Source organism: Peribacillus sp. NJ4 (assembly GCF_030348345.1).
GTDB lineage: Bacteria > Bacillota > Bacilli > Bacillales > DSM-1321 > Peribacillus.
Map to the genome: position 1 here is coordinate 3,763,728 of NZ_JAUCFQ010000001.1, position 19,068 is coordinate 3,782,795.

18 protein-coding genes are annotated in these 19,068 nt (G+C 40.3%); all 18 read right to left on the bottom strand.

Annotated elements, in window-relative coordinates:
- Nucleotide 1: 1 nt before the first annotated feature.
- The 18 genes from fliH to QUF94_RS18770 all read right to left on the bottom strand — a co-directional run bounded on the left by fliH (nt 2) and on the right by QUF94_RS18770 (nt 19,058).
- Complete coding sequence (fliH, locus tag QUF94_RS18685; RefSeq protein WP_289317160.1) at nt 2-766, bottom strand: flagellar assembly protein FliH; 765 nt, start codon at nt 764-766, stop codon at nt 2-4.
- Nucleotides 759-1,778 (bottom strand): flagellar motor switch protein FliG, encoded by a 1,020-nt coding sequence (gene fliG, locus QUF94_RS18690; protein ID WP_289317161.1) that lies wholly within the window; start codon nt 1,776-1,778, stop codon nt 759-761. The genes fliH and fliG overlap by 8 nt, the downstream gene beginning before the upstream one ends.
- Nucleotides 1,779-1,790: 12 nt before the next feature.
- A complete protein-coding gene (gene fliF / locus QUF94_RS18695) occupies nt 1,791-3,389 on the bottom strand; it encodes a flagellar basal-body MS-ring/collar protein FliF (protein ID WP_289317162.1) in 1,599 nt (532 codons plus the stop codon).
- Between the two features lie 95 nt (nt 3,390-3,484).
- Entirely contained in the window at nt 3,485-3,769 is a 285-nt protein-coding gene (gene fliE, locus QUF94_RS18700) for a flagellar hook-basal body complex protein FliE (protein ID WP_289318436.1), read from the bottom strand.
- Between the two features lie 46 nt (nt 3,770-3,815).
- Nucleotides 3,816-4,274, bottom strand: coding sequence for a flagellar basal body rod protein FlgC (flgC, locus tag QUF94_RS18705; RefSeq protein WP_289317163.1), 459 nt, complete (start codon nt 4,272-4,274; stop codon nt 3,816-3,818).
- Nucleotides 4,274-4,669: a flagellar basal body rod protein FlgB gene (flgB, locus tag QUF94_RS18710; protein ID WP_289317164.1), complete on the bottom strand. Its 396-nt coding sequence runs from the start codon at nt 4,667-4,669 to the stop codon at nt 4,274-4,276. Before flgB ends, flgC begins: the two co-directional genes overlap by 1 nt.
- A gap of 758 nt (nt 4,670-5,427) precedes the next feature.
- The gene (gene codY / locus QUF94_RS18715; RefSeq protein ID WP_053345318.1) at nt 5,428-6,207 is read right to left on the bottom strand and encodes a GTP-sensing pleiotropic transcriptional regulator CodY; all 780 of its coding nucleotides are present in this window, start codon (nt 6,205-6,207) and stop codon (nt 5,428-5,430) included.
- Between the two features lie 106 nt (nt 6,208-6,313).
- Nucleotides 6,314-7,723, bottom strand: coding sequence for an ATP-dependent protease ATPase subunit HslU (gene hslU / locus QUF94_RS18720; protein WP_289317165.1), 1,410 nt, complete (start codon nt 7,721-7,723; stop codon nt 6,314-6,316).
- A gap of 12 nt (nt 7,724-7,735) precedes the next feature.
- Nucleotides 7,736-8,263: an HslVU peptidase proteolytic subunit gene (gene hslV / locus QUF94_RS18725; protein WP_289317166.1), complete on the bottom strand. Its 528-nt coding sequence runs from the start codon at nt 8,261-8,263 to the stop codon at nt 7,736-7,738.
- 20 nt (nt 8,264-8,283) lie between these two features.
- Nucleotides 8,284-9,186, bottom strand: a complete 903-nt coding sequence (gene xerC / locus QUF94_RS18730) for a tyrosine recombinase XerC (protein WP_289317167.1) — start codon at nt 9,184-9,186, stop codon at nt 8,284-8,286.
- A gap of 59 nt (nt 9,187-9,245) precedes the next feature.
- A complete protein-coding gene (trmFO, locus tag QUF94_RS18735) occupies nt 9,246-10,553 on the bottom strand; it encodes an FADH(2)-oxidizing methylenetetrahydrofolate--tRNA-(uracil(54)-C(5))-methyltransferase TrmFO (RefSeq protein ID WP_289317168.1) in 1,308 nt (435 codons plus the stop codon).
- A 401-nt stretch (nt 10,554-10,954) separates the two neighbouring features.
- The gene (gene topA, locus QUF94_RS18740; RefSeq protein ID WP_289317169.1) at nt 10,955-13,030 is read right to left on the bottom strand and encodes a type I DNA topoisomerase; all 2,076 of its coding nucleotides are present in this window, start codon (nt 13,028-13,030) and stop codon (nt 10,955-10,957) included.
- A 266-nt stretch (nt 13,031-13,296) separates the two neighbouring features.
- Complete coding sequence (gene dprA / locus QUF94_RS18745) at nt 13,297-14,163, bottom strand: DNA-processing protein DprA (RefSeq protein WP_289317170.1); 867 nt, start codon at nt 14,161-14,163, stop codon at nt 13,297-13,299.
- Between the two features lie 132 nt (nt 14,164-14,295).
- Nucleotides 14,296-15,198 carry a succinate--CoA ligase subunit alpha gene (sucD, locus tag QUF94_RS18750; RefSeq protein ID WP_289317171.1) on the bottom strand — a complete coding sequence of 301 codons (903 nt, stop codon included), beginning with the start codon at nt 15,196-15,198 and terminating at the stop codon, nt 14,296-14,298.
- Nucleotides 15,199-15,216: 18 nt separating this feature from the next.
- Nucleotides 15,217-16,377 carry an ADP-forming succinate--CoA ligase subunit beta gene (gene sucC, locus QUF94_RS18755; RefSeq protein WP_289317172.1) on the bottom strand — a complete coding sequence of 387 codons (1,161 nt, stop codon included), beginning with the start codon at nt 16,375-16,377 and terminating at the stop codon, nt 15,217-15,219.
- A 488-nt stretch (nt 16,378-16,865) separates the two neighbouring features.
- A complete protein-coding gene (locus tag QUF94_RS18760) occupies nt 16,866-17,138 on the bottom strand; it encodes an EscU/YscU/HrcU family type III secretion system export apparatus switch protein (RefSeq protein WP_289317173.1) in 273 nt (90 codons plus the stop codon).
- A complete protein-coding gene (locus QUF94_RS18765; protein WP_289317174.1) occupies nt 17,135-17,527 on the bottom strand; it encodes a hypothetical protein in 393 nt (130 codons plus the stop codon). Before QUF94_RS18765 ends, QUF94_RS18760 begins: the two co-directional genes overlap by 4 nt.
- Nucleotides 17,505-19,058 carry a hypothetical protein gene (locus tag QUF94_RS18770; RefSeq protein WP_289317175.1) on the bottom strand — a complete coding sequence of 518 codons (1,554 nt, stop codon included), beginning with the start codon at nt 19,056-19,058 and terminating at the stop codon, nt 17,505-17,507. Before QUF94_RS18770 ends, QUF94_RS18765 begins: the two co-directional genes overlap by 23 nt.
- Between the last annotated feature and the right edge of the window lie 10 nt (nt 19,059-19,068).

The window sequence follows — 19,068 nt, forward strand, 5'->3', positions numbered from 1 at the left end:
TTTACTCCCCTTCCAGCAATTCAGTTAGTTTCACTTTTATTTCCTGCAACTGACTGTCGACACTTGCATCCATTCTTCCATTTTCGGATTCGATAATACAGCTATTTTCTTCAAGTTCATCATCCGGAAAGATATATAACTCGGTATCCTTTGGAAAGATTGCCATCAACTCTTCCTTATGAGAGAGAATCGATAGATATTGGACCGGGTGGATATGCAATTGCACTTCACGGTAATCCCTCACCTCTTTGATGGCTCTCTTGACTATGGATAGAAAAGACACTTCATCGTTTTCAAGCTGGTGCCCGATAATTTTCTCCGCCACCTTCACGGCAAGATTCAAAATAACGGTTTCAGATGATTCGATATGCTGCCGATAATCTTTTTTAGAGGACTCTACCACTTCTTTTGCGAAAGCTATTTCCCCTGCAATCTCGTTATAACCCTTTTGGATCCCATCTTCGACTCCTTGCCGATACCCTTCTTTTTGAGCTTGTTCGATAAACATCACTTTTTCTTGATTTTCCCAATGTTCTCGTTCTAACTGGATTTCTGCAGCTATCGTTTGGGCTTTTTGTTTAGCATCTAGTAATAACATTTCGGCTTCCTGCTTAGCATCATTCAGAAATTCATCAGATTGAAAATGTTGAACGTTTCTCCGTTCATCTGCATCATCATTTTGAAGAAAGTAAAAAGGTCGAACTTTTATCGCTATCTTTTTGCTTTTCTCCTGATGGGCCTGCTGGGATTTGATAATCCTAGACAATGATATCATCCCCTCCACCGCGGGCAATCACAATATCTCCATTTTCTTCCAGATGACGAATGACAGCAACTATTCTGGATTGTGCTTCTTCTACATCACGCAAACGTACAGGCCCCATATATTCCATTTCTTCCTGGAACGTTTCGACCATGCGTTTTGACATGTTTCGGAAAACGATTTCCTTCACTTCATCACTTGCCACTTTAAGAGAAAGTTTAAGGTCTTCATTATCAGAATCCCTTACTACACGCTGAATCGCCCTGCCATCAAGGGTCACGATATCTTCAAAAACAAACATTCGTTTCTTGATTTCCTCAGCAAGCTCTGGATCTTGAATTTCGAGTGCATCCAAGATCGTTCTTTCCGTGGAACGGTCAACACCATTCAACACATCCACAACCGCTTCTACTCCACCAGTCTGTGTATAATCTTGGGTCACGGTCGCAGAAAGTTTCCTCTCTAGTATTTGCTCGACTTCATTGATGATTTCCGGCGACGTGCTGTCCATTAAAGCGATCCTTCTTGCAATATCGGCCTGCACCTCTTGGGGAAGTTCTGACAATATTTGTCCAGCCTGTGTGGGATCAAGATAGGACAAAATTAATGCAATAGTCTGCGGATGCTCGTTCTGGATGAAATTCAAGATTTGTCCAGGATCTGCCTTTCGGGCAAAGTCGAATGGACGAACTTGTAAGGAAGATGTTAAACGGTTAATGATGGCAGCTGCCTGATCAGTACCTAATGCCTTTTCAAGTACCTGCTTCGCGTATCCTATCCCGCCCTGTGAGATGTAATCCTGTGCTAAAGCAATATTATGGAATTCTTCCAGAATTTCTTCTTTATCATGGGAGTCCACTTTCCTCACTCCCGAAATTTCAAGAGTCAATCTCTCAATTTCCTCTTCAGAGAGATGCTTATATACAGATGCAGAAACATCCGGGCCTAAGGAAATAAGGAGGATGGCAGCTTTCTGTTTGCCAGTCAATCCAGTCTTTTTTTTTCTTTCTGTCACTTTCCCTACCTCCTAGTCTTCTGCTATCCAGCTTCTTAATAATTTTGCAAATTCATCTGGCTTTTCTTTTGCAAGTTTCTCAAGCTGTTTTCGTTTTAAAGATGCTTCCGTTTCCTTCTCTTTGTTTAAATCCGGAACATCAAATACAACTTCTTCCTCTTCAACCACGTACTCCTCTTCCATTTCAGCTTGCTTTCGGGAACGGAAGAATAAGATTAAGAGAATGATAATGACTAGTAAAAGCACTCCACCGACGATGTATGCCCATATTGGTAACGATGGACTCGTTTCAGCTTTTGGCAAATTCATTTTTCCGTTAAAAGGTTGAACGGAAATCACAATTTTATTATTAAGCTCCTCGTTCGTCAGTTCTTCCCCTTCAACTTTTTTCTCGATTGTCGTGCGTATTATCGTACCAAGGATTCGGGAAATATCATCTACACTCTGTTGAGATAAAGAATTTGGATCGTCAGCAGTGGGCGGTTCAACCATGACCTGAATGCCTAAATCCTTAACTTTATATGGGCTTCCGACTATTTCCTTCTTGATTCGATTCACTTCACTATTTATCTTTTCATCCACTTTTTCATAATCACCGGATCCGGTTGTGCCTTCAACATAACTGGATCCCAATGAATCAGAGGAATCCTCACTTTGCGGAACGCCTCCTGCACCTGCTGCGTCCCCACTATACGATTCATTGATCCTTTGCGCAGAAATCTCAATTCCAGCCATATTTTCTTCATCGACCGGTTCAACTAAATTCTCTTCCCGGTTTTCTTGAGTGAAATCAACGTCTGTCGTGACAGAAACAACCACTTTGTCTCTCCCCATTATCGTTCCAAGCATATTTTGTACCTGTCTTTGAATATCGCGTTCTATTTCTTTTTTAATTTCGTTTTGGGTAGCAAAAGCCGACGCAAAAGAAGAATTTTTATTTTCAAGATCGAAGTACTCAAAGTCTTGGTTCATAATGACGATATTATCTGTAGGAAGATTAGGGACACTTTTTGAGACCAGATGATAAAGGGAATTGATTTGACTTTCTTCAAAGTTATAACCGGGTTTTGTATTCAATACAATGGATGCTGACGCTTCCCCAGCTGAATCACTGACGAAAACTCCTTTATCAGGAAGAGTGATCATTACACTGGCATCTTCTACTCCATCAATTTTTTTTATTAAACTGGCCAACTCCGTTTGCATCGAGTCCAGTTTAATGACATTGAATTCATTTTCAGTCATCCCGATACCAGCACTTTGACTAAAAAAAGAATAGTCGATACTGCCGGATTCCGGAATTCCTTCAGCTGCCAGTTCCACTTTCAGTGAATCCAGGCTTTCTTCAGGAACCATTATGGTCGTACCATTTTCAGATACTTCGTTCTTAATCCCTTGACTGTCTAAATTTTCTTTGATACTCCCCGTCTCCGATGGAGTTAAATTGGAATATAAGGGCACCAGCGTCGTACGAGTGGTTAAAATTGAAACAGCCGTAATGATGATGATAATCAATGCTGCTGAACCAATCATCATGATTTTTTGTTTTTTACTGCGGCTCGTCCAGTAAGTAGTTAATTTGTTCTTAACATTCACTAATACTTCATTCATTTAAATCCCCCGGTCAGTCTATGAATTTATGAGTGGGGGATTCATTTTCCCCCTGGTCATTTTTCTCAATATTAATGAGGTCTTAAAAATGAATGCTATATACTCATTCTCATCATTTCTTGGTAGGCTTCAACAACCTTATTCCGAACCTCTAATGTAGCCTGCATGGTAACGCTGGCTTTTTGTGAAGCTATCATCACCGAATGAAGCTCAACATCATCTCCATTAACCAGTTTGGTTGTAAGGTCATCAGATGTCGTTTGTGTTTCGTTGACTTTATTTATTGATTCTTTTAATACCGACGCAAAATTCCGATTTGCTTCGTATGGTGTATTAGTATTGTTCTGATTTTTTTTCAGCACATTACCTGGATGGTCCATTGGCGAAAGAGAAATCCCCTCCATATCAACACTCTCCATTCAAATTTTATTTTCCGATTTCCAACGCTTTCATCATCATTCCCTTTGATGCATTTAAAACTGTCACATTTGCTTCGTATGAACGTGTTACATTCATTAAATCGACCATTTCCCTAAGCGGGTCGACATTTGGCATTTCAACATAACCGTCTTCATTGGCATCTGGGTGTTCGGGATTGTAATCCAGTTCAAAAGGTGTGTTGTCTTTAACTATTCCAGTCACCTTTACTCCATTCCCGACCTCGCTTTTTTTTCCGGATGCTGCGTTTAAAAAACTTGAAAAACCTTCTTCCTTACTTTGCATCACAACCGCTTTTCTTGTGTATGGTTTCCATGTTTTCGATTCCGCGTCATATTCTCCCCTGGTCGTATCGGCATTAGCCATATTCGCAGATATTACATCCATCCTTAACCTTTGACTGGTCAGACTAGACCCAGTCATATTTATACTTTGGAAGATTCCCATCACTTACCTCCTCTAATTACATTCTCCAATGATTGAAACTTACCTGAAAGCCTGTCAGTGACTGCATTATAATAAATCTGATTGGCAGCAAGATCCGTCATTTCCTTATCAACATCCACACTATTTCCGTTATTGTTATATTGGACGTTTTTCTGCGTCACGATGGGAGAAGCATGACTGCCCTCTGATTTGAAGTTGAAATGTCGTTCATCGGTTCGATATGACTCCAGGGAAGCTTCCAGCTCTGCTTTAAAGGATTGTGTTTTGTCGACCTCTTTAGCTTTATAGTTAGGCGTATCCGAATTGGCTATGTTCTGTGAAATGACTTTTTGTTTTGTATTAGAATAATTAAGAGCATTTTCTAGTGATTGAAAAGTATTCGAAAATAATTCCATATCGATCACCTCTTTCTTTATTTAACAGATAAATACTTTATCAATAAATTAACCCAATGCATTTATGGTTTAATTTTAAAGAAACATAATAAGTATGTCCATAAACAACACAAAGACTTTAGACCTATTATAGTCGAAATTTGTCACAAATTGCTAAAATTTGACGTAATTTTTAGTATTATTCTAGGATTAATATTACGTTATATTACATTTTATTATGATAATCTACATTTTAACCAAATTTTACTTCTATTAGCTTATTTATCATATCGAAAAACCGATCTATATACCTGATACTTTAGAACTAATTTTCATATTTACTTTCAAGTAATTATTTCCATTCAATTAATTTCACCCTTCTAAATAAAGGGTTTATTAAAAAACAAATGGCAAATGCACTATTTCGTTTTTTAAAAAAACGGATCTTTTCAAAGTTATTACCCATTCGACAAATTCCCCTTTAACAATAAAGAAGGACTGAAACTCTTTACCTAAAAGTAATTGATTACATAAAATTAATTAGCACCAGCGACTTTTAGTTTTCATCATTTCAATAGTTATAATAATATAATTACCCTTTTAAAGAAAAATTTAACTATATTTAATGCTTCTCGTAGAAAACACGCTTTTCGCATTTCCATTTAAGATCTTTAATTCGAATTACCTCTTTTTGCTTGTTTGTCTTGTCCTAGCCAGCTTCACATGGAAAAAGTTCACAAAAAAAGGCAGCCCTTTTTCAAGGGCTGCCTTTCTGTATGTTAATTATTTTTAAGCTTTTCTAATTCAAGAAGGAATTTATCGTTCAATACTTTGATATAAGTACCTTTCATCCCAAGGGAGCGTGATTCAATGACTCCTGCACTCTCTAGTTTCCTAAGCGCATTTACGATTACAGAACGAGTGATGCCTACACGGTCTGCGATTTTTGATGCTACAAGCAGACCTTCATTACCTTTAAGCTCTTCAAAAATGTGCTCAATAGCTTCCAATTCGCTGTACGATAACGAGGAAATGGCCATTTGAACGACAGCTTTACTACGAGCTTCTTCTTCTATCTCTTCTGATTTTTCACGAAGGATTTCCATACCTACTACAGTCGCACCATACTCAGCCAAAATTAAATCGTCATCGTGAAATTTTTCTTGTAATCGAGCAAGAACCAGAGTTCCTAAACGCTCTCCCCCACCCATAATCGGTACGATCGTTGTTAAACCAGTTGCGAAAAGCTCTTTGTTTTCCACTGGAAAAGCAGTGTATTCACTTTCGATATCAAGATTGGAAGATGTTTCGGGAATATTGAATAGGTTTTTTGTGTACACTTCAGGGAATTGTTTATCTTCCAACATTTTGTACATGCGTTCATTTTCGATTTGCTGACTTACCGCTATGCCTAGCAATTTCCCGCGGCGGCTGACGACGAAAACATTTGCTTCGATAACTTCACTTAAACTTTCGGCCATTTCTTTGAAGTTAACTGCTTTACCTGCTGCTTTTTGGAGCATTGCATTGATTTTTCTTGTTTTTGCTAATAAGTTCATTTGATTTGTTCCTCCTAAAAATACCATGGTTCACAATAACTATGAAGTTGTATTTCCGTAATTTTATGTTCGTTGCATAGGCAAATTATTGCCAATTGTTTCTGAATTAAAGGATAAACTGGCTTAAATCTTTGTTCCGGGCGATAGAACCAAGCTTACCTTCGACATATTGGGGCGTAATTGTAATCTTCTCCATCGTAATTTCCGGTGCTTCAAACGATAAGTCTTCCAGCAGCCTTTCTAAAATGGTATGAAGTCTTCTTGCACCAATATTGTCTGTGTTTTGATTTACTTCGAAGGCCACTTCAGCTATCTTACGAACAGCATCGTCAGAAAATTCAATTTCTATACCTTCAGTTTCTAATAAAGCAACATATTGTTTTAACAAGGCATTATCCGGTTCATGAAGAATCCGTACAAAGTCGTCTACAGTCAGTTTGTTCAATTCTACACGGATTGGAAATCTACCTTGTAATTCAGGGATAAGGTCGGATGGTTTAGCCATATGAAAGGCTCCTGCTGCAATGAATAAGACATGATCCGTTTTAACTGAACCATATTTAGTCACGACTGTCGAACCTTCAACAATTGGCAGGATATCCCTTTGGACACCTTCTCTTGATACATCCGCGGATGAACTTCCAGACTTCTTACTGGCAATTTTGTCGATTTCATCAATGAAGATAATCCCATTTTGCTCAGCACCGTATACTGCATCGGACGTGACTTCATCCATATCAATCAATTTTGCCGCCTCTTCATTTGTTAAAACGATTCTCGCTTCACTTACCTTCAATTTGCGCTTCTTGCTTTTCTTCGGCATCAAGCTTCCTAAAGCGTCCTGCATGTTCATCCCCATTTGTTCCATTCCCGAACCTTGGAGCATATCAAACATTGAAGCAGCCTGTTCTTCCACTTCGACCGTTATCATTTCACTTTCTAACTCACCATTTGCCAGTTTTTCAGCGACGATTTTTCTTTTTTCCTGCAAACTTAAATCTTCGGAATTTTCTTCCGAATCCTGTTCATCTTGATTGTTATTGCCTCCAAAAAAGACTTCAAGAGGATTCTTGAAATTACTCTGTTTTTTGGTTGATGGCACTAATAGCTCTATTAAACGTCTATTTGCATTTTCTTCAGCCCGTTCCTTTACGCTGGCCATCTTTTCTTCCTTCACGAGGCGGACGGAAGTCTCCACCAAATCACGAACCATAGACTCTACATCCCGGCCGACATATCCGACTTCCGTAAATTTCGTTGCTTCGACTTTTACAAAAGGAGCACCTACCAATTTAGCCATTCTCCGAGCTATTTCTGTTTTCCCAACGCCAGTCGGTCCAATCATTAATATGTTCTTCGGAACGACTTCATCACGAAGTTGATCCGAGAGAAGGGAACGTCGGTAGCGATTCCGAAGAGCCACTGCCACTGCCCGTTTTGCTTCACGCTGCCCTACGATATACTGATCCAGTTTTTCAACGATTTGCCTCGGTGTTAAATTAGCTTTTTTTGACATTTGCGCTCCTCCTTACAACTCTTCCACGATTATATTCGTATTGGTAAATACACAAATTTCCGCTGCAATTTGTAAAGATGATTCTGCGATTTCCTTTGCCGTTAAATGATCACTGGAAAATCGCATTAATGCCCTGCCGGCAGCCAGTGCATAATTCCCTCCCGATCCTATGGCGAGAATTCCGTCATCCGGTTCAATTACTTCCCCGGTACCAGAAACGAGCAGCAAATGGTTCTTATCCATCACGACCAGCATGGCTTCGAGCTTTCTCAATACATTGTCACTTCTCCATTGCTTTGCCATTTCGACGGCAGCACGCTGAAGATTGCCATTATACTCTTCAAGTTTAGCTTCGAACATCTCAAATAAAGTGAATGCATCTGCAACAGAACCTGCAAAACCTGCAAGGACATTACCATTAAAGATTTTTCTTACTTTCCTTGCTGTATGCTTCATCACTACTGAATTTCCTAAAGTAACCTGCCCATCACCGGACATGGCACATTCACCTTTATGATGCACTGCAAATATCGTTGTCATAAAGTGTCCCCTTTCAACATTTAAGGCCGCGGATGTGATGCATTGTAGACTTTTTTTAATTGGTCTTTTGTAACATGCGTATACACTTGCGTTGATGAAATTTTAGAATGACCGAGCAATTCCTGTACCGTCCGAATGTCCGCCCCATTATTCAATAGGTGTGTAGCAAAGGAATGCCTTAGCATATGGGGATGAAGACTTCCATCTGCGGCTGACTTTTTAATCAATTCATTCAATATATAGCGAACTCCCCTAGGTGTAAGAGGGTCTCCACGAAAATTAACAAATAAATAAACATGCGCCTTGGCGTCAGACGAAGTCATTTCCATCCTGGCTGTACGTATGTATAAATCTATCGCTTCTTGAGCATATCTACCAACCGGAACGTAGCGATCTTTTTTTCCTTTTCCATGGACAAGTACTGTACCTAAGGAAAGATCGATATCCTGCAGTTTAATCTCACAGCATTCACTAACGCGAATGCCTGTCGCATAAAGTAATTCCAATAATGCATTGTTCCTTATTCCTATCGGTGAATCTTTCTTTAAAGTAGAAAACAACAGTTTCATTTCCTTCTCATAAAGAAAACGTGGCAGTCTTTGATCCTTTTTAGGTAAAGAAACAAGAGAAAAAGGATTATCCTTCACATCACCTTCACGTAGTAAAAATTTATAAAAGCTCCGTAAGCAAGAAGTCTTTCTGGCTACAGTACGCTTAGAAAGTTTTTTCTCATATAAATTCGTTAAAAACAACCGGACATCAAAATATTCAACAGACGTGATATCGGCAATGCCCTGTTCGTTAAGGAACAGGAAAAATTCTTGAATATCACGTTTGTAATTTTCAATGGTGTAATGTGAACTGTTTTTTTCAATTTGTAAATATTCGATGAAGGATGATAATGCCTTTTTTTGATTAATCATGGAAACACCTCGCAAAGGCTAATAAATAGTATCATACTTTAAAACAGCAGGCAAATATTTTACAAATTTTTCACAAAGTTCTGAATTGTGTCCAAAGCGCGTTTAGCATGTGTTTCGTTACGCTCTTTTTTGGATTTGATTCTCACTTCAAGGTCTGGAAGCAATCCAAAGTTGGCATTCATCGGCTGAAAACTCTTTCCATTTGTCGACGTTATGTACCTTGCCATGCTGCCCATTGTCGTCTCAGCAGGGAAAATGGTAGGCTCCAATCCCTGGACGATCCTTGCAGCATTGATGCCTGCAACTAGTCCCGATGCTGCCGATTCTACATACCCTTCGACGCCAGTCATCTGACCTGCAAAGAATAAATCATCCCGATTTTTGAATTGGTACGTAGGCTTCAGAACATTAGGTGAGTTTATGAAAGTGTTGCGATGCATAACTCCATAACGTACAATTTCCGCATTTTCCAATCCAGGTATGAGCTGCAATACTTCTTTTTGCGGCCCCCATTTCAAATGTGTCTGAAAACCAACAATGTTGTAGAGAGTTCCTGCCGCATCGTCTTGGCGCAATTGAACTACAGCAAAAGGGCGTTTCCCTGTTTTCGGATCTTCCAATCCAACAGGCTTCAATGGACCAAATAACATCGTTTTCTTCCCACGTGAGGCCATCACTTCAATCGGCATGCAACCTTCAAAAAAGATTTCTTTTTCAAATTCTTTAAGTGGGACTGTTTCAGCGGCAATCAACGCTTCATAAAAGCGGTCAAACTCCTCTTCCGTCATCGGACAGTTCAAATAAGCGGCTTCCCCTTTATCATAGCGGGATTTCAAATATACTTTATCCATGTTGATGCTGTCTTTTTCAAGAATTGGAGCGGCAGCATCGTAGAAATACAAGTATTCTTCATCCATGATTTGCTTTAAGCTGTCCGAAAGTGACTGGCTTGTAAGCGGACCGGTTGCAATGACCGTAGGACCATCCGGAATTTCCGTCACTTCCTCATTAATGACCGTTACATTTGGGTGATTTTTGACCTTTTCCGTCACTAGACCGGCAAACTCATGGCGATCAACAGCTAAAGCACCCCCAGCCGGCACAGCGCAAGCATCTGCTGCGGACATGATGACCGAATCAAGTATTCGCATTTCTTCTTTTAATACACCAACTGCATTTGTTAACGTATTTGCCCGAAGTGAATTGGAACAAACAAGTTCAGCGAATTTATCGGTATGATGGGCTGGCGTTTGTTTTACCGGGCGCATTTCGTATAGATCGACTTTAATTCCTCTTTTAGCTAACTGCCACGCCGCTTCACTTCCAGCAAGCCCAGCGCCGATTACACTTACTTTTGTTTCTTTCATTTTTCGAACCTCCATGTATAGATATGATAAGACAGGATCATTTATCATTAAAATTGCTTTCATAAAAGTTTCATTTTTAACGATATCTATGTATTTATACCCAAAATACCCATTCCTGTTATTAATTTAAAGCATATGCTGCAATCCATCTTTTCTAAAAAGGATAAGGACACAAATAGGAATTATATCTTTAAAAGAATATACTTGTCCACTGAATTTTACATCACATGGCCCAAATAAAAAAGTTTCAAGCTTTATCCATTTTCTTCTTAGAAGTAATTCCACTCATTATCATGATATCATACTTCCCCGAACATAAAGAAACTCGGCAGATGCCGAGTCCATTTATATTAGGATTTCTCACTTGTAAATAAGGAAAGTAAACGATTTCACGGTCTTTTCTATGCTTGAGGCGTTTCTTTGAAATCACAATCCATGCACTGGACCTGGACGCCTTTTTTGAGTTTTTTCTCAACAAGTGTCCCTTCACATTTTGGACAACTCCGCGGTAGCGGTTTATCCCAAGAAATGAAGTCACATCCAGGGTAGGTATCACACCCGTAAAATATGCGGCGTTTTTTACTTTTCCTTTCAATGATGTTTCCTTCTTTACATTTCGGGCATTTGACACCGATTTCTTTAACGATTGGTTTTGTGTTACGGCAATCCGGGAAATTACTGCATGCCATGAACTTTCCATAACGCCCCATCTTAAAGACCATCTCATGTCCGCATTCTAAGCAATCTTCACCAGCAGGCTCATCTTTAATTTCTATTTTCTCCATCTCGACTTCGGCCTTAGCCAAATGAACGGCAAATTCTTTATAAAATTCATCGATGACCTTTATCCATTCGATACTGCCCTCTTCGACGCTATCAAACTCCTGTTCCATCTTGGCAGTGAACTCTGCATCAAGAATATCCGGGAAGAATTCACGTATTAATTCAAGAACGATCTCACCAAGCTCTGTAGGGATGAACCGTTTATTATCCAAGGTAACATAGCCCCGTTTTTGAATCGTATCCAAGGTAGGAGCATATGTAGAAGGACGGCCTATTCCCAGTTCCTCTAGCGTTTTGACAAGACGGGCTTCAGTATATCGGGGCGGAGGCTGTGTGAAATGCTGCTTCGGCTCGACATCTTTTGAAAAGAATTGATCTCCTTTTTTCACATCCGGTAAAGCATTTTCCTTTTCTTCCACTGAGTCATCGGACCCTTCAACATATACCTTCATGAAGCCCGGAAATTTAATTTTTGAACCATTGGCCCTGAAGATGACATCCCCGTTATGCAGGTCGATGCTCATCGTATCCATGACCGCCGAAGACATTTGACTAGAAACGAATCGTTCCCAAATCAATTTATAAAGACGGAATTGATCTCTGGATAAGAACTCCTTGACTATACCCGGTTCACGCAATGTGCTTGTTGGTCTAACCGCTTCATGGGCGTCCTGAGCATTAGTCTGTTTTTTCTCCTTGCGCTGTTCAACCTGAACATAATCTTCTCCGTAACTATTTTGAATGAAGGTATGGGCTTCCTGTTTCGCAACATCGGAAATCCGGGTCGAATCGGTTCTCATATAAGTGATTAACCCGACTGTACCTTCCTTTCCAAGCTCGATTCCCTCATAAAGCTGCTGAGCGAGCATCATGGTTTTCTTTGCACGGAAATTTAATTTACGAGCCGCTTCTTGTTGCAGGGAAGAAGTTGTAAAAGGTGCAGCCGGATTACGTCTTCTTTCCTTTTTAGCCACAGCCCCTATCGTAAATTCGCCACCATTTAAAGAAGCGAGTACTTTTTTGACATCCTCTTCTGTATTTAATTCCTTCCGCTCGCCACCCAGGCTGAAAAAGGAACCTTCAAACTGTTCTTTTCCTTTTACAAAATCCGCCTTGATTGTCCAATACTCCTCCGGTATAAAATCTTTGATCTCTTTCTCCCGGTCTATGATCATCCGTACAGCGACCGATTGGACCCGGCCTGCACTTAAGCCTTTTTTCACTTTTTTCCATAAAAGCGGGCTGATATTGTATCCGACCAAACGGTCCAAGACCCTTCTTGCCTGTTGGGCATCAACCAATTTCATATTTATTGGCCTCGGTGATTTAAATGATTCCTTGATTGCCTCTTTCGTGATCTCGTTGAATACCACGCGGCAATCTGAATTAATGTCAACATCGAGACTGTGAGCCAAATGCCAGGCAATGGCTTCCCCTTCTCTGTCGGGGTCAGCCGCGAGATAGATTTTTTTCGCTTTTTTTGCAGCGGTTTTCAATTCTTTTAAAACCGGGCCTTTGCCGCGGATAGTTATATATTTAGGTTCATATTCATGTTCAACATCGACACCCATTTGACTTTTAGGCAAATCGCGCACATGCCCCATGGAAGCCTTTACTTTATATTTTTTTCCCAAGTAACGTTCTATTGTTTTCGCCTTTGCGGGCGATTCCACAATCACTAAGTATTCTGACATCCAATAAATCCTCCTCAAAGAGGTAATATAAATCTTCACTATTATTAATCATTCAAAAATCATTTGTCAACACCTCTTTACTTTTCAAAGCATGCTGATTTATTTATTTATAGGGAATTTGACAAGAGGTGCATTTGCAAAACTTATAACAGTTTTACAATATTTTCAACCTTTTTGTCTAATATTTCAACCCATCTTACTAAAAGAATACCTTATTTTTCTATTTTTTTCATTTGATTCTCCGTCTATCTTCTATATTATATCGTTCAAAATTCTTCTTCAATCTGCTTAGAACTCAAAACAAGTTTTGCACCATCCTGAATCAATTGATTGGTCCCTAGTGATTCGGGACTCGTTACGTTACCAGGAAGCGCAAATACCTCCCTGCCGTGTTCCAAAGCAGCTTGTGCCGTAATGAGGGAACCGCTTTTTTCTTTTGCCTCGACCACGAATACGCCCTGTGACAATCCACTGATGATTCGATTCCTAAGCGGAAACATCCAGGGTTTCGCTATCATTTCCGGTGGAGTCTCAGATATAAGTAACCCTCTATCGCTGATTTCCTCAGCAAGGGAAATATTGGATTTAGGATATATTTGCAAAAGCCCGCCTCCTAAAACCCCAATCGTATCTCCGCCTTCCCCCAAAGTTATCTTATGTGACTCTGCGTCGATTCCTGCCGCCACCCCACTTATGATCACGAATTCTTTCTTTACAAGGGGTAACAGAATCGTTTTTAAGGCCCCCAGTCCATACGAGGTTGGCTTACGTGTCCCAACAACACCTAAGGTATTCCTCCTCGCTAGAAGCTTCTTATCGCCCTTAAAATAAAGAACCCACGGAGGATCAAATATTTGCTTCAGCAAAAATGGGTAATCATCATCGAAGATGGTCAGACAATGAATTTGACTATCTTCGTAAAGTTTAAGTTTATCGATTACATTGAGTGAATATAAATCTTTGAGGAAAAGGTTGAGCTTATTTGAAGGGATAGGGAGCATTTTCACCCATTCAATGTGCTTTGTTGTAAAAAGGGAAGATAGTGATGGGTCATTGGACATGATTTTTTGGATTGTTTTCCATCCTGCTCCGCGACAATGATGGAGATGGATTAACTTTTCAATTTTATTCAATTGGAAACGCCCCTAATCGGATATTTTTAAAAGTAGGTTGATTGTGATGGACTGGGTAAACGAAATGTGTTTACCGAGGATATTGGAGGGAAATAAAGACCGACCCAAAAAAACAGGTCGGCCCAACTTAAATCAATGTGTTTTACAAGGTTCGTACATATCTTTTTCTTTTAGAACCGAAATCAAAGTTTCACCCATTACGGATGGAGTCTCAGCAACTTTAATTCCACATTCGTTCATTACGCGGATTTTCTCGTCAGCTGTCCCTTTTCCTCCAGAGATAATGGCACCAGCATGTCCCATGCGTTTACCGGCTGGAGCCGTACGGCCACCAATGAAACCAACAACTGGCTTAGTCATATTTTCTTTCACCCAGATAGCTGCTTCTTCTTCTGCCGTGCCGCCGATTTCCCCGATCATGATCACCGCATGTGTTTCCGGATCTTCATTGAACGCTTTCAGTACATCGATGAAGTCCGTTCCATTAACGGGATCCCCACCGATACCGACAGCCGATGATTGCCCAATTCCTGCTTGCGATAATTGGTGAACGGCTTCGTACGTTAAAGTTCCAGAACGTGAAACTACACCTACATGGCCTTTTTTGTGGATATATCCTGGCATAATACCAATCTTACACTCTTCCGGACTAATGACACCCGGGCAGTTAGGACCGATCAAGCGAGTTTTTTTACCTTCCATGTATCGCTTCACCTTGACCATATCCAGGACAGGAATATGTTCAGTTATACAAATAACAAGATCAAGTTCTGCGTCAACGGCTTCTAGAATCGCATCGGCAGCAAATGGAGCCGGTACATAGATAACCGATGCATTCGCTCCGGTTTCATTGACAGCTTCGGAAACTGTATTGAATACAGGTACCCCTTCCGCTTCTGTTCCGCCTTTACCCGGAGTGACGCCTCCAACGATTTTCGTGCCGTATTCCAACATTTGTTTTGTATGAAATAATGCTGTTGAACCAGTGATTCCCTGAACGATCACTTTCGTATCTTTATTAATATAAACGCTCATAATGTTCCCCCCTGCCTATTATCCTACAAGTGATACTATTTTTTGTGCTCCATCTGCCATTGATTCAGCAGCCGTAATATTTAAACCTGACTCTTTTAGAATCTTTTTACCAAGGTCCACATTCGTTCCTTCAAGACGAACAACAAGAGGGACATCCAGGCCAAGCTCTTTAGCAGCAGATACTACGCCTGCAGCGATGATGTCACATTTCATGATTCCTCCGAAGATGTTAACGAAGATGCCTTTAACATTTTGATCGGATAGGATGATTTTGAAAGCCTCTTTTACTTTTTCCTCAGTAGCGCCGCCACCAACGTCAAGGAAGTTAGCCGGGTCTCCCATATAATGTTTAATGATGTCCATCGTTGCCATAGCAAGTCCTGCACCATTAACCATGCATCCGATATTTCCTTCAAGCGATATGTAACTTAGGCCATGTTTTGATGCTTCAATCTCTTTCGCATCCTCTTCATCCAAATCACGGTACTCCGCGATGTCTTTATGGCGGTAAATGGCATTATCATCGAAATTCAATTTAGCATCCAGCGCCATTACATTACCATCGCCCGTTACCACTAATGGGTTGATTTCAGCGATTGAGCAATCTTTTTCAACGAAAGCTGTATATAAGTTAACCATAAGTTTGGAAGCTTTATTTATAAGTGAAGCCGGAATATTGATATTGAATGCAATCCTACGTGCCTGGAAGCCAGTCAGGCCGACAACCGGATCGATTACTTCTTTGAAAATTTTCTCTGGTGTCTTTTCAGCCACTTCCTCAATTTCCGTTCCGCCTTCTTCAGAAGCCATCAATACGACACTGTTCGTAGCACGGTCAAGGACCAGCCCGATATAATATTCCTTCGTAATGTCGCAGCCTTCTTCAATAAGTAAACGCTTAACTTCTTTGCCTGCAGGTCCTGTTTGATGGGTCACCAGCGTCTTACCAAGAATCTCTTCTGCATATGTACGCGCTTCATCAAGGTTCTTCGCTACCTTAACTCCGCCGGCTTTCCCGCGGCCGCCCGCATGAATTTGAGCTTTGACGACAACAACTTCCGTACCTAACTCCTTCGCTGCTTCCACTGCTTCATCAACAGTAAAGGCAACCCGGCCATTTGGAACGGATACCCCGTATTGTCGCAATATCTCTTTCCCCTGATACTCATGGATATTCATTTCCCATCCTCCTTATCTACTAAAAAACAACTTTGAAATTTAATGCGCGATTTCTCTACTATATTACAACAAAATTCTCCTTCGTGCATAATTTTCTTTCACATAATTTTTAAAATATTATTATAATATACTTCCACAACCTTGTATAAAGTGGGAAAAACTTTCTTCGCCGTTGTGTTTTTCCTTATGAAAAATCATCTATTTTGGTTCTGAACTTCTATTACAACAAAAGAAATTCCAGTTATAAGTCTAGTAAAAACACCTCCTATCAAAGCCTTTATCGCCATTTTAATCCAGACATCCTTTCATGAAAAATTTGGGTTTCCATTGTGTTGATTCATAGGAAAAGCAAAAGGACAAAGCTGTGGCTTTGTCCTTTTGCTGATAGTTTAGTATTTTTTTAATATAATGAAAATTCGTTATTGTTTTCCCTAAAATTCTACATGAACCAACATGAATCTCTTTAGTGAAATTAAATAATCAGACTCCTACCGATTCATGTCCTTGTCAATTTTATAAATGAATGCAAATACCTCAGCAACAGCTCCGTACAATTCTTCGGGAATTGTTTGATTTATATCTAATTGACCTAAAAGTGCAGCAAGCGATCCATCCTTTTGGACCGGTATATCCAGTTTCATAGCCTTTTCCAGAATATTTTCAGCCGTTTTACCTTTCCCCTTCGCCAATATGACGGGTGCTTTGGATGTCGTTTGATCATACTTTAAAGCAATGGCTTCTTTTCGTCTATTATTTTTCATATTCGAATATCCACTCCACTATATGGACCTGTTTCTGAAAAAGGAACGGATTTCAAACCTTTGTCCCTCTTTTTTCCATTTACGGGGTTTACAAATGAAACCCCTGATAATTTGTAATCCATTTTTTCCAGATTCTCTATCAGGAGGTCTAGATATTGATCAGCTGCCTCTTCAAGGACTGCACCATACCCATTAATGAAAGTCACTTTTATGATTCGATTTTGAACCTGCATGTCGATGACCATCTCTTTAAGGCGTTCTAATTCTAAATAAAATAGGACTCGGCAGTAATTCGGGTCTATCTTGCCATCTTTTGTTTTCCTTCCGCTCCATTGTAATGTTAGGTCCGTTTGAGTAGATCCCAGATTAAGCGGAAGTGTAAGGAGCAAATTCTAAATCGGGCCCATTTTCCTGTGAAAGGATCTGTTGAGCAGTAATCCGATTAAGGATTTGTTCTGCCATCTCCTTTATGGCTCCCGGAATTTGCTCATTCAGCAATTTAAGCAGCAGTGGTTTAAGTGTCTCTAAATCCTTCGTGAACTCCGTCATATCATCTCCAGAACGATTAATGAGTGCATGTTCCAGCTGAAGACCAAGGATCTTGGTCCATTCTTTAAGTTGGTGTGCAACTGATGGCCCATTTGTGAAATCGATTGTTTGAAACTCAGCATCCAATACATGTGCAAGGGCCAGTTTCTCATTACCCATGACGGATAGAGCCTCAGGAAGCTGTTTAAGCGACTGAAAAAGCAATTCAGCCACCATACCCTTCGACTTAACCACCTGCTCTGTATCCTTATTCAAATAGCCTAAAAAGTCATCCACTACTTTTTTTCCGCCTACTCCCTTTATTACTGCCGTTGCTCCTTTAAAAGTACTCTCAAGCAAACGAAAGACAAGAAGAGAAAGTTTTTCTGCAGAAATATTTATTTTCTGAATCGATTGGATATCAGGTCTCATTTTTGCCTCTTCATGATCAACACCGTTCAATATGCGATTTATATTCAATTCTATATCTTCAACTTTACCAAATGCTCCGATTTTCACCTTGGAAAGCAATTGCAATCCTTGGTGTAATTTTTCAATCGCTGAATTCTTCAGAATACCGGACCTCGCCTCAGCTCCATCAATTAAATCCTCCAGAAAAACAGATTCCGTTATTCCCTTTGGAACAAAACCCGTCTTTTGAAGCAGGGAAAATGCGCCGGATTTCATTTCGGGTGTTGAATCGGAATCCAACCAAGCGGTCACTAGCTTTTGCAAACCGATTTGTTGTAGCTGGTTCCTTCTGGAAACATGCAAGGAATCCAATACCTCCATAAGCTTGACAGCCGTCCTCGTTTCCGAATCCCAACCCTGCATCAGCTGTTTAAGGCCACTGAGCAGTTTGTGGAAAGGTTCGCCTTTAGCCTGTGCAAATAATGCATCAAATACTTCTTTTACAAAAGGCAATTGCTGAACGAACATTGTTTTTATGACTGGCAGACCAACTTCTTCAGCATCAGCAGCTTTTAGCCATTGCAAAGCGGACTGAAAAGTTTCCTTGGTTATCGGGAGACGATTTTTCAGGATATATTCGGCAAGCTTCGTTGCGGCAGGTTCGGGCGTCATGCCGAGATGAGCGGTTAATTGTTCAGCTGTTCCCTTTAAGCTGGAATAGTTCAAATTCGGGGAATCTAACGCTTTTAACACGACCTTCCCCTCATTTGGCTGCTGTACTTGAAACCAATACCTTTTACCTGTCCGAAGCGGGATATCGAGAGTGGCAATCATGTTTTGATGGCCAATCTGTACCTCGGCCGTCTGGTTAGGAGAAACCTTATTCACTTTCCCGAAAAGGATTTGCCCGTTTTTCAAACTTGCAGTTCCATGCATTTCTACGGGTGAAGATACAGTTTGACCGCTTGTTATGGATTGCATCACTCATCCT

Excerpts from the sequence above, each read along its gene's own strand:
- QUF94_RS18760 (WP_289317173.1), bottom strand. The coding sequence starts at position 17,138 with ATGAAAAATAATAGACGAAAAGAAGCCATTGCTTTAAAGTATGATCAA.
- fliF (WP_289317162.1), bottom strand. The coding sequence starts at position 3,389 with ATGAATGAAGTATTAGTGAATGTTAAGAACAAATTAACTACTTACTGG.
- fliE (WP_289318436.1), bottom strand. The coding sequence starts at position 3,769 with ATGGACCATCCAGGTAATGTGCTGAAAAAAAATCAGAACAATACTAAT.
- flgC (WP_289317163.1), bottom strand. The coding sequence starts at position 4,274 with ATGGGAATCTTCCAAAGTATAAATATGACTGGGTCTAGTCTGACCAGT.
- topA (WP_289317169.1), bottom strand. The coding sequence starts at position 13,030 with ATGTCAGAATACTTAGTGATTGTGGAATCGCCCGCAAAGGCGAAAACA.
- sucC (WP_289317172.1), bottom strand. The coding sequence starts at position 16,377 with ATGAATATCCATGAGTATCAGGGGAAAGAGATATTGCGACAATACGGG.
- QUF94_RS18770 (WP_289317175.1), bottom strand. The coding sequence starts at position 19,058 with ATGCAATCCATAACAAGCGGTCAAACTGTATCTTCACCCGTAGAAATG.
- xerC (WP_289317167.1), bottom strand. The coding sequence starts at position 9,186 with ATGATTAATCAAAAAAAGGCATTATCATCCTTCATCGAATATTTACAA.
- flgB (WP_289317164.1), bottom strand. The coding sequence starts at position 4,669 with ATGGAATTATTTTCGAATACTTTTCAATCACTAGAAAATGCTCTTAAT.
- hslU (WP_289317165.1), bottom strand. The coding sequence starts at position 7,723 with ATGTCAAAAAAAGCTAATTTAACACCGAGGCAAATCGTTGAAAAACTG.
- hslV (WP_289317166.1), bottom strand. The coding sequence starts at position 8,263 with ATGACAACGATATTTGCAGTGCATCATAAAGGTGAATGTGCCATGTCC.
- sucD (WP_289317171.1), bottom strand. The coding sequence starts at position 15,198 with ATGAGCGTTTATATTAATAAAGATACGAAAGTGATCGTTCAGGGAATC.
- trmFO (WP_289317168.1), bottom strand. The coding sequence starts at position 10,553 with ATGAAAGAAACAAAAGTAAGTGTAATCGGCGCTGGGCTTGCTGGAAGT.
- codY (WP_053345318.1), bottom strand. The coding sequence starts at position 6,207 with ATGAACTTATTAGCAAAAACAAGAAAAATCAATGCAATGCTCCAAAAA.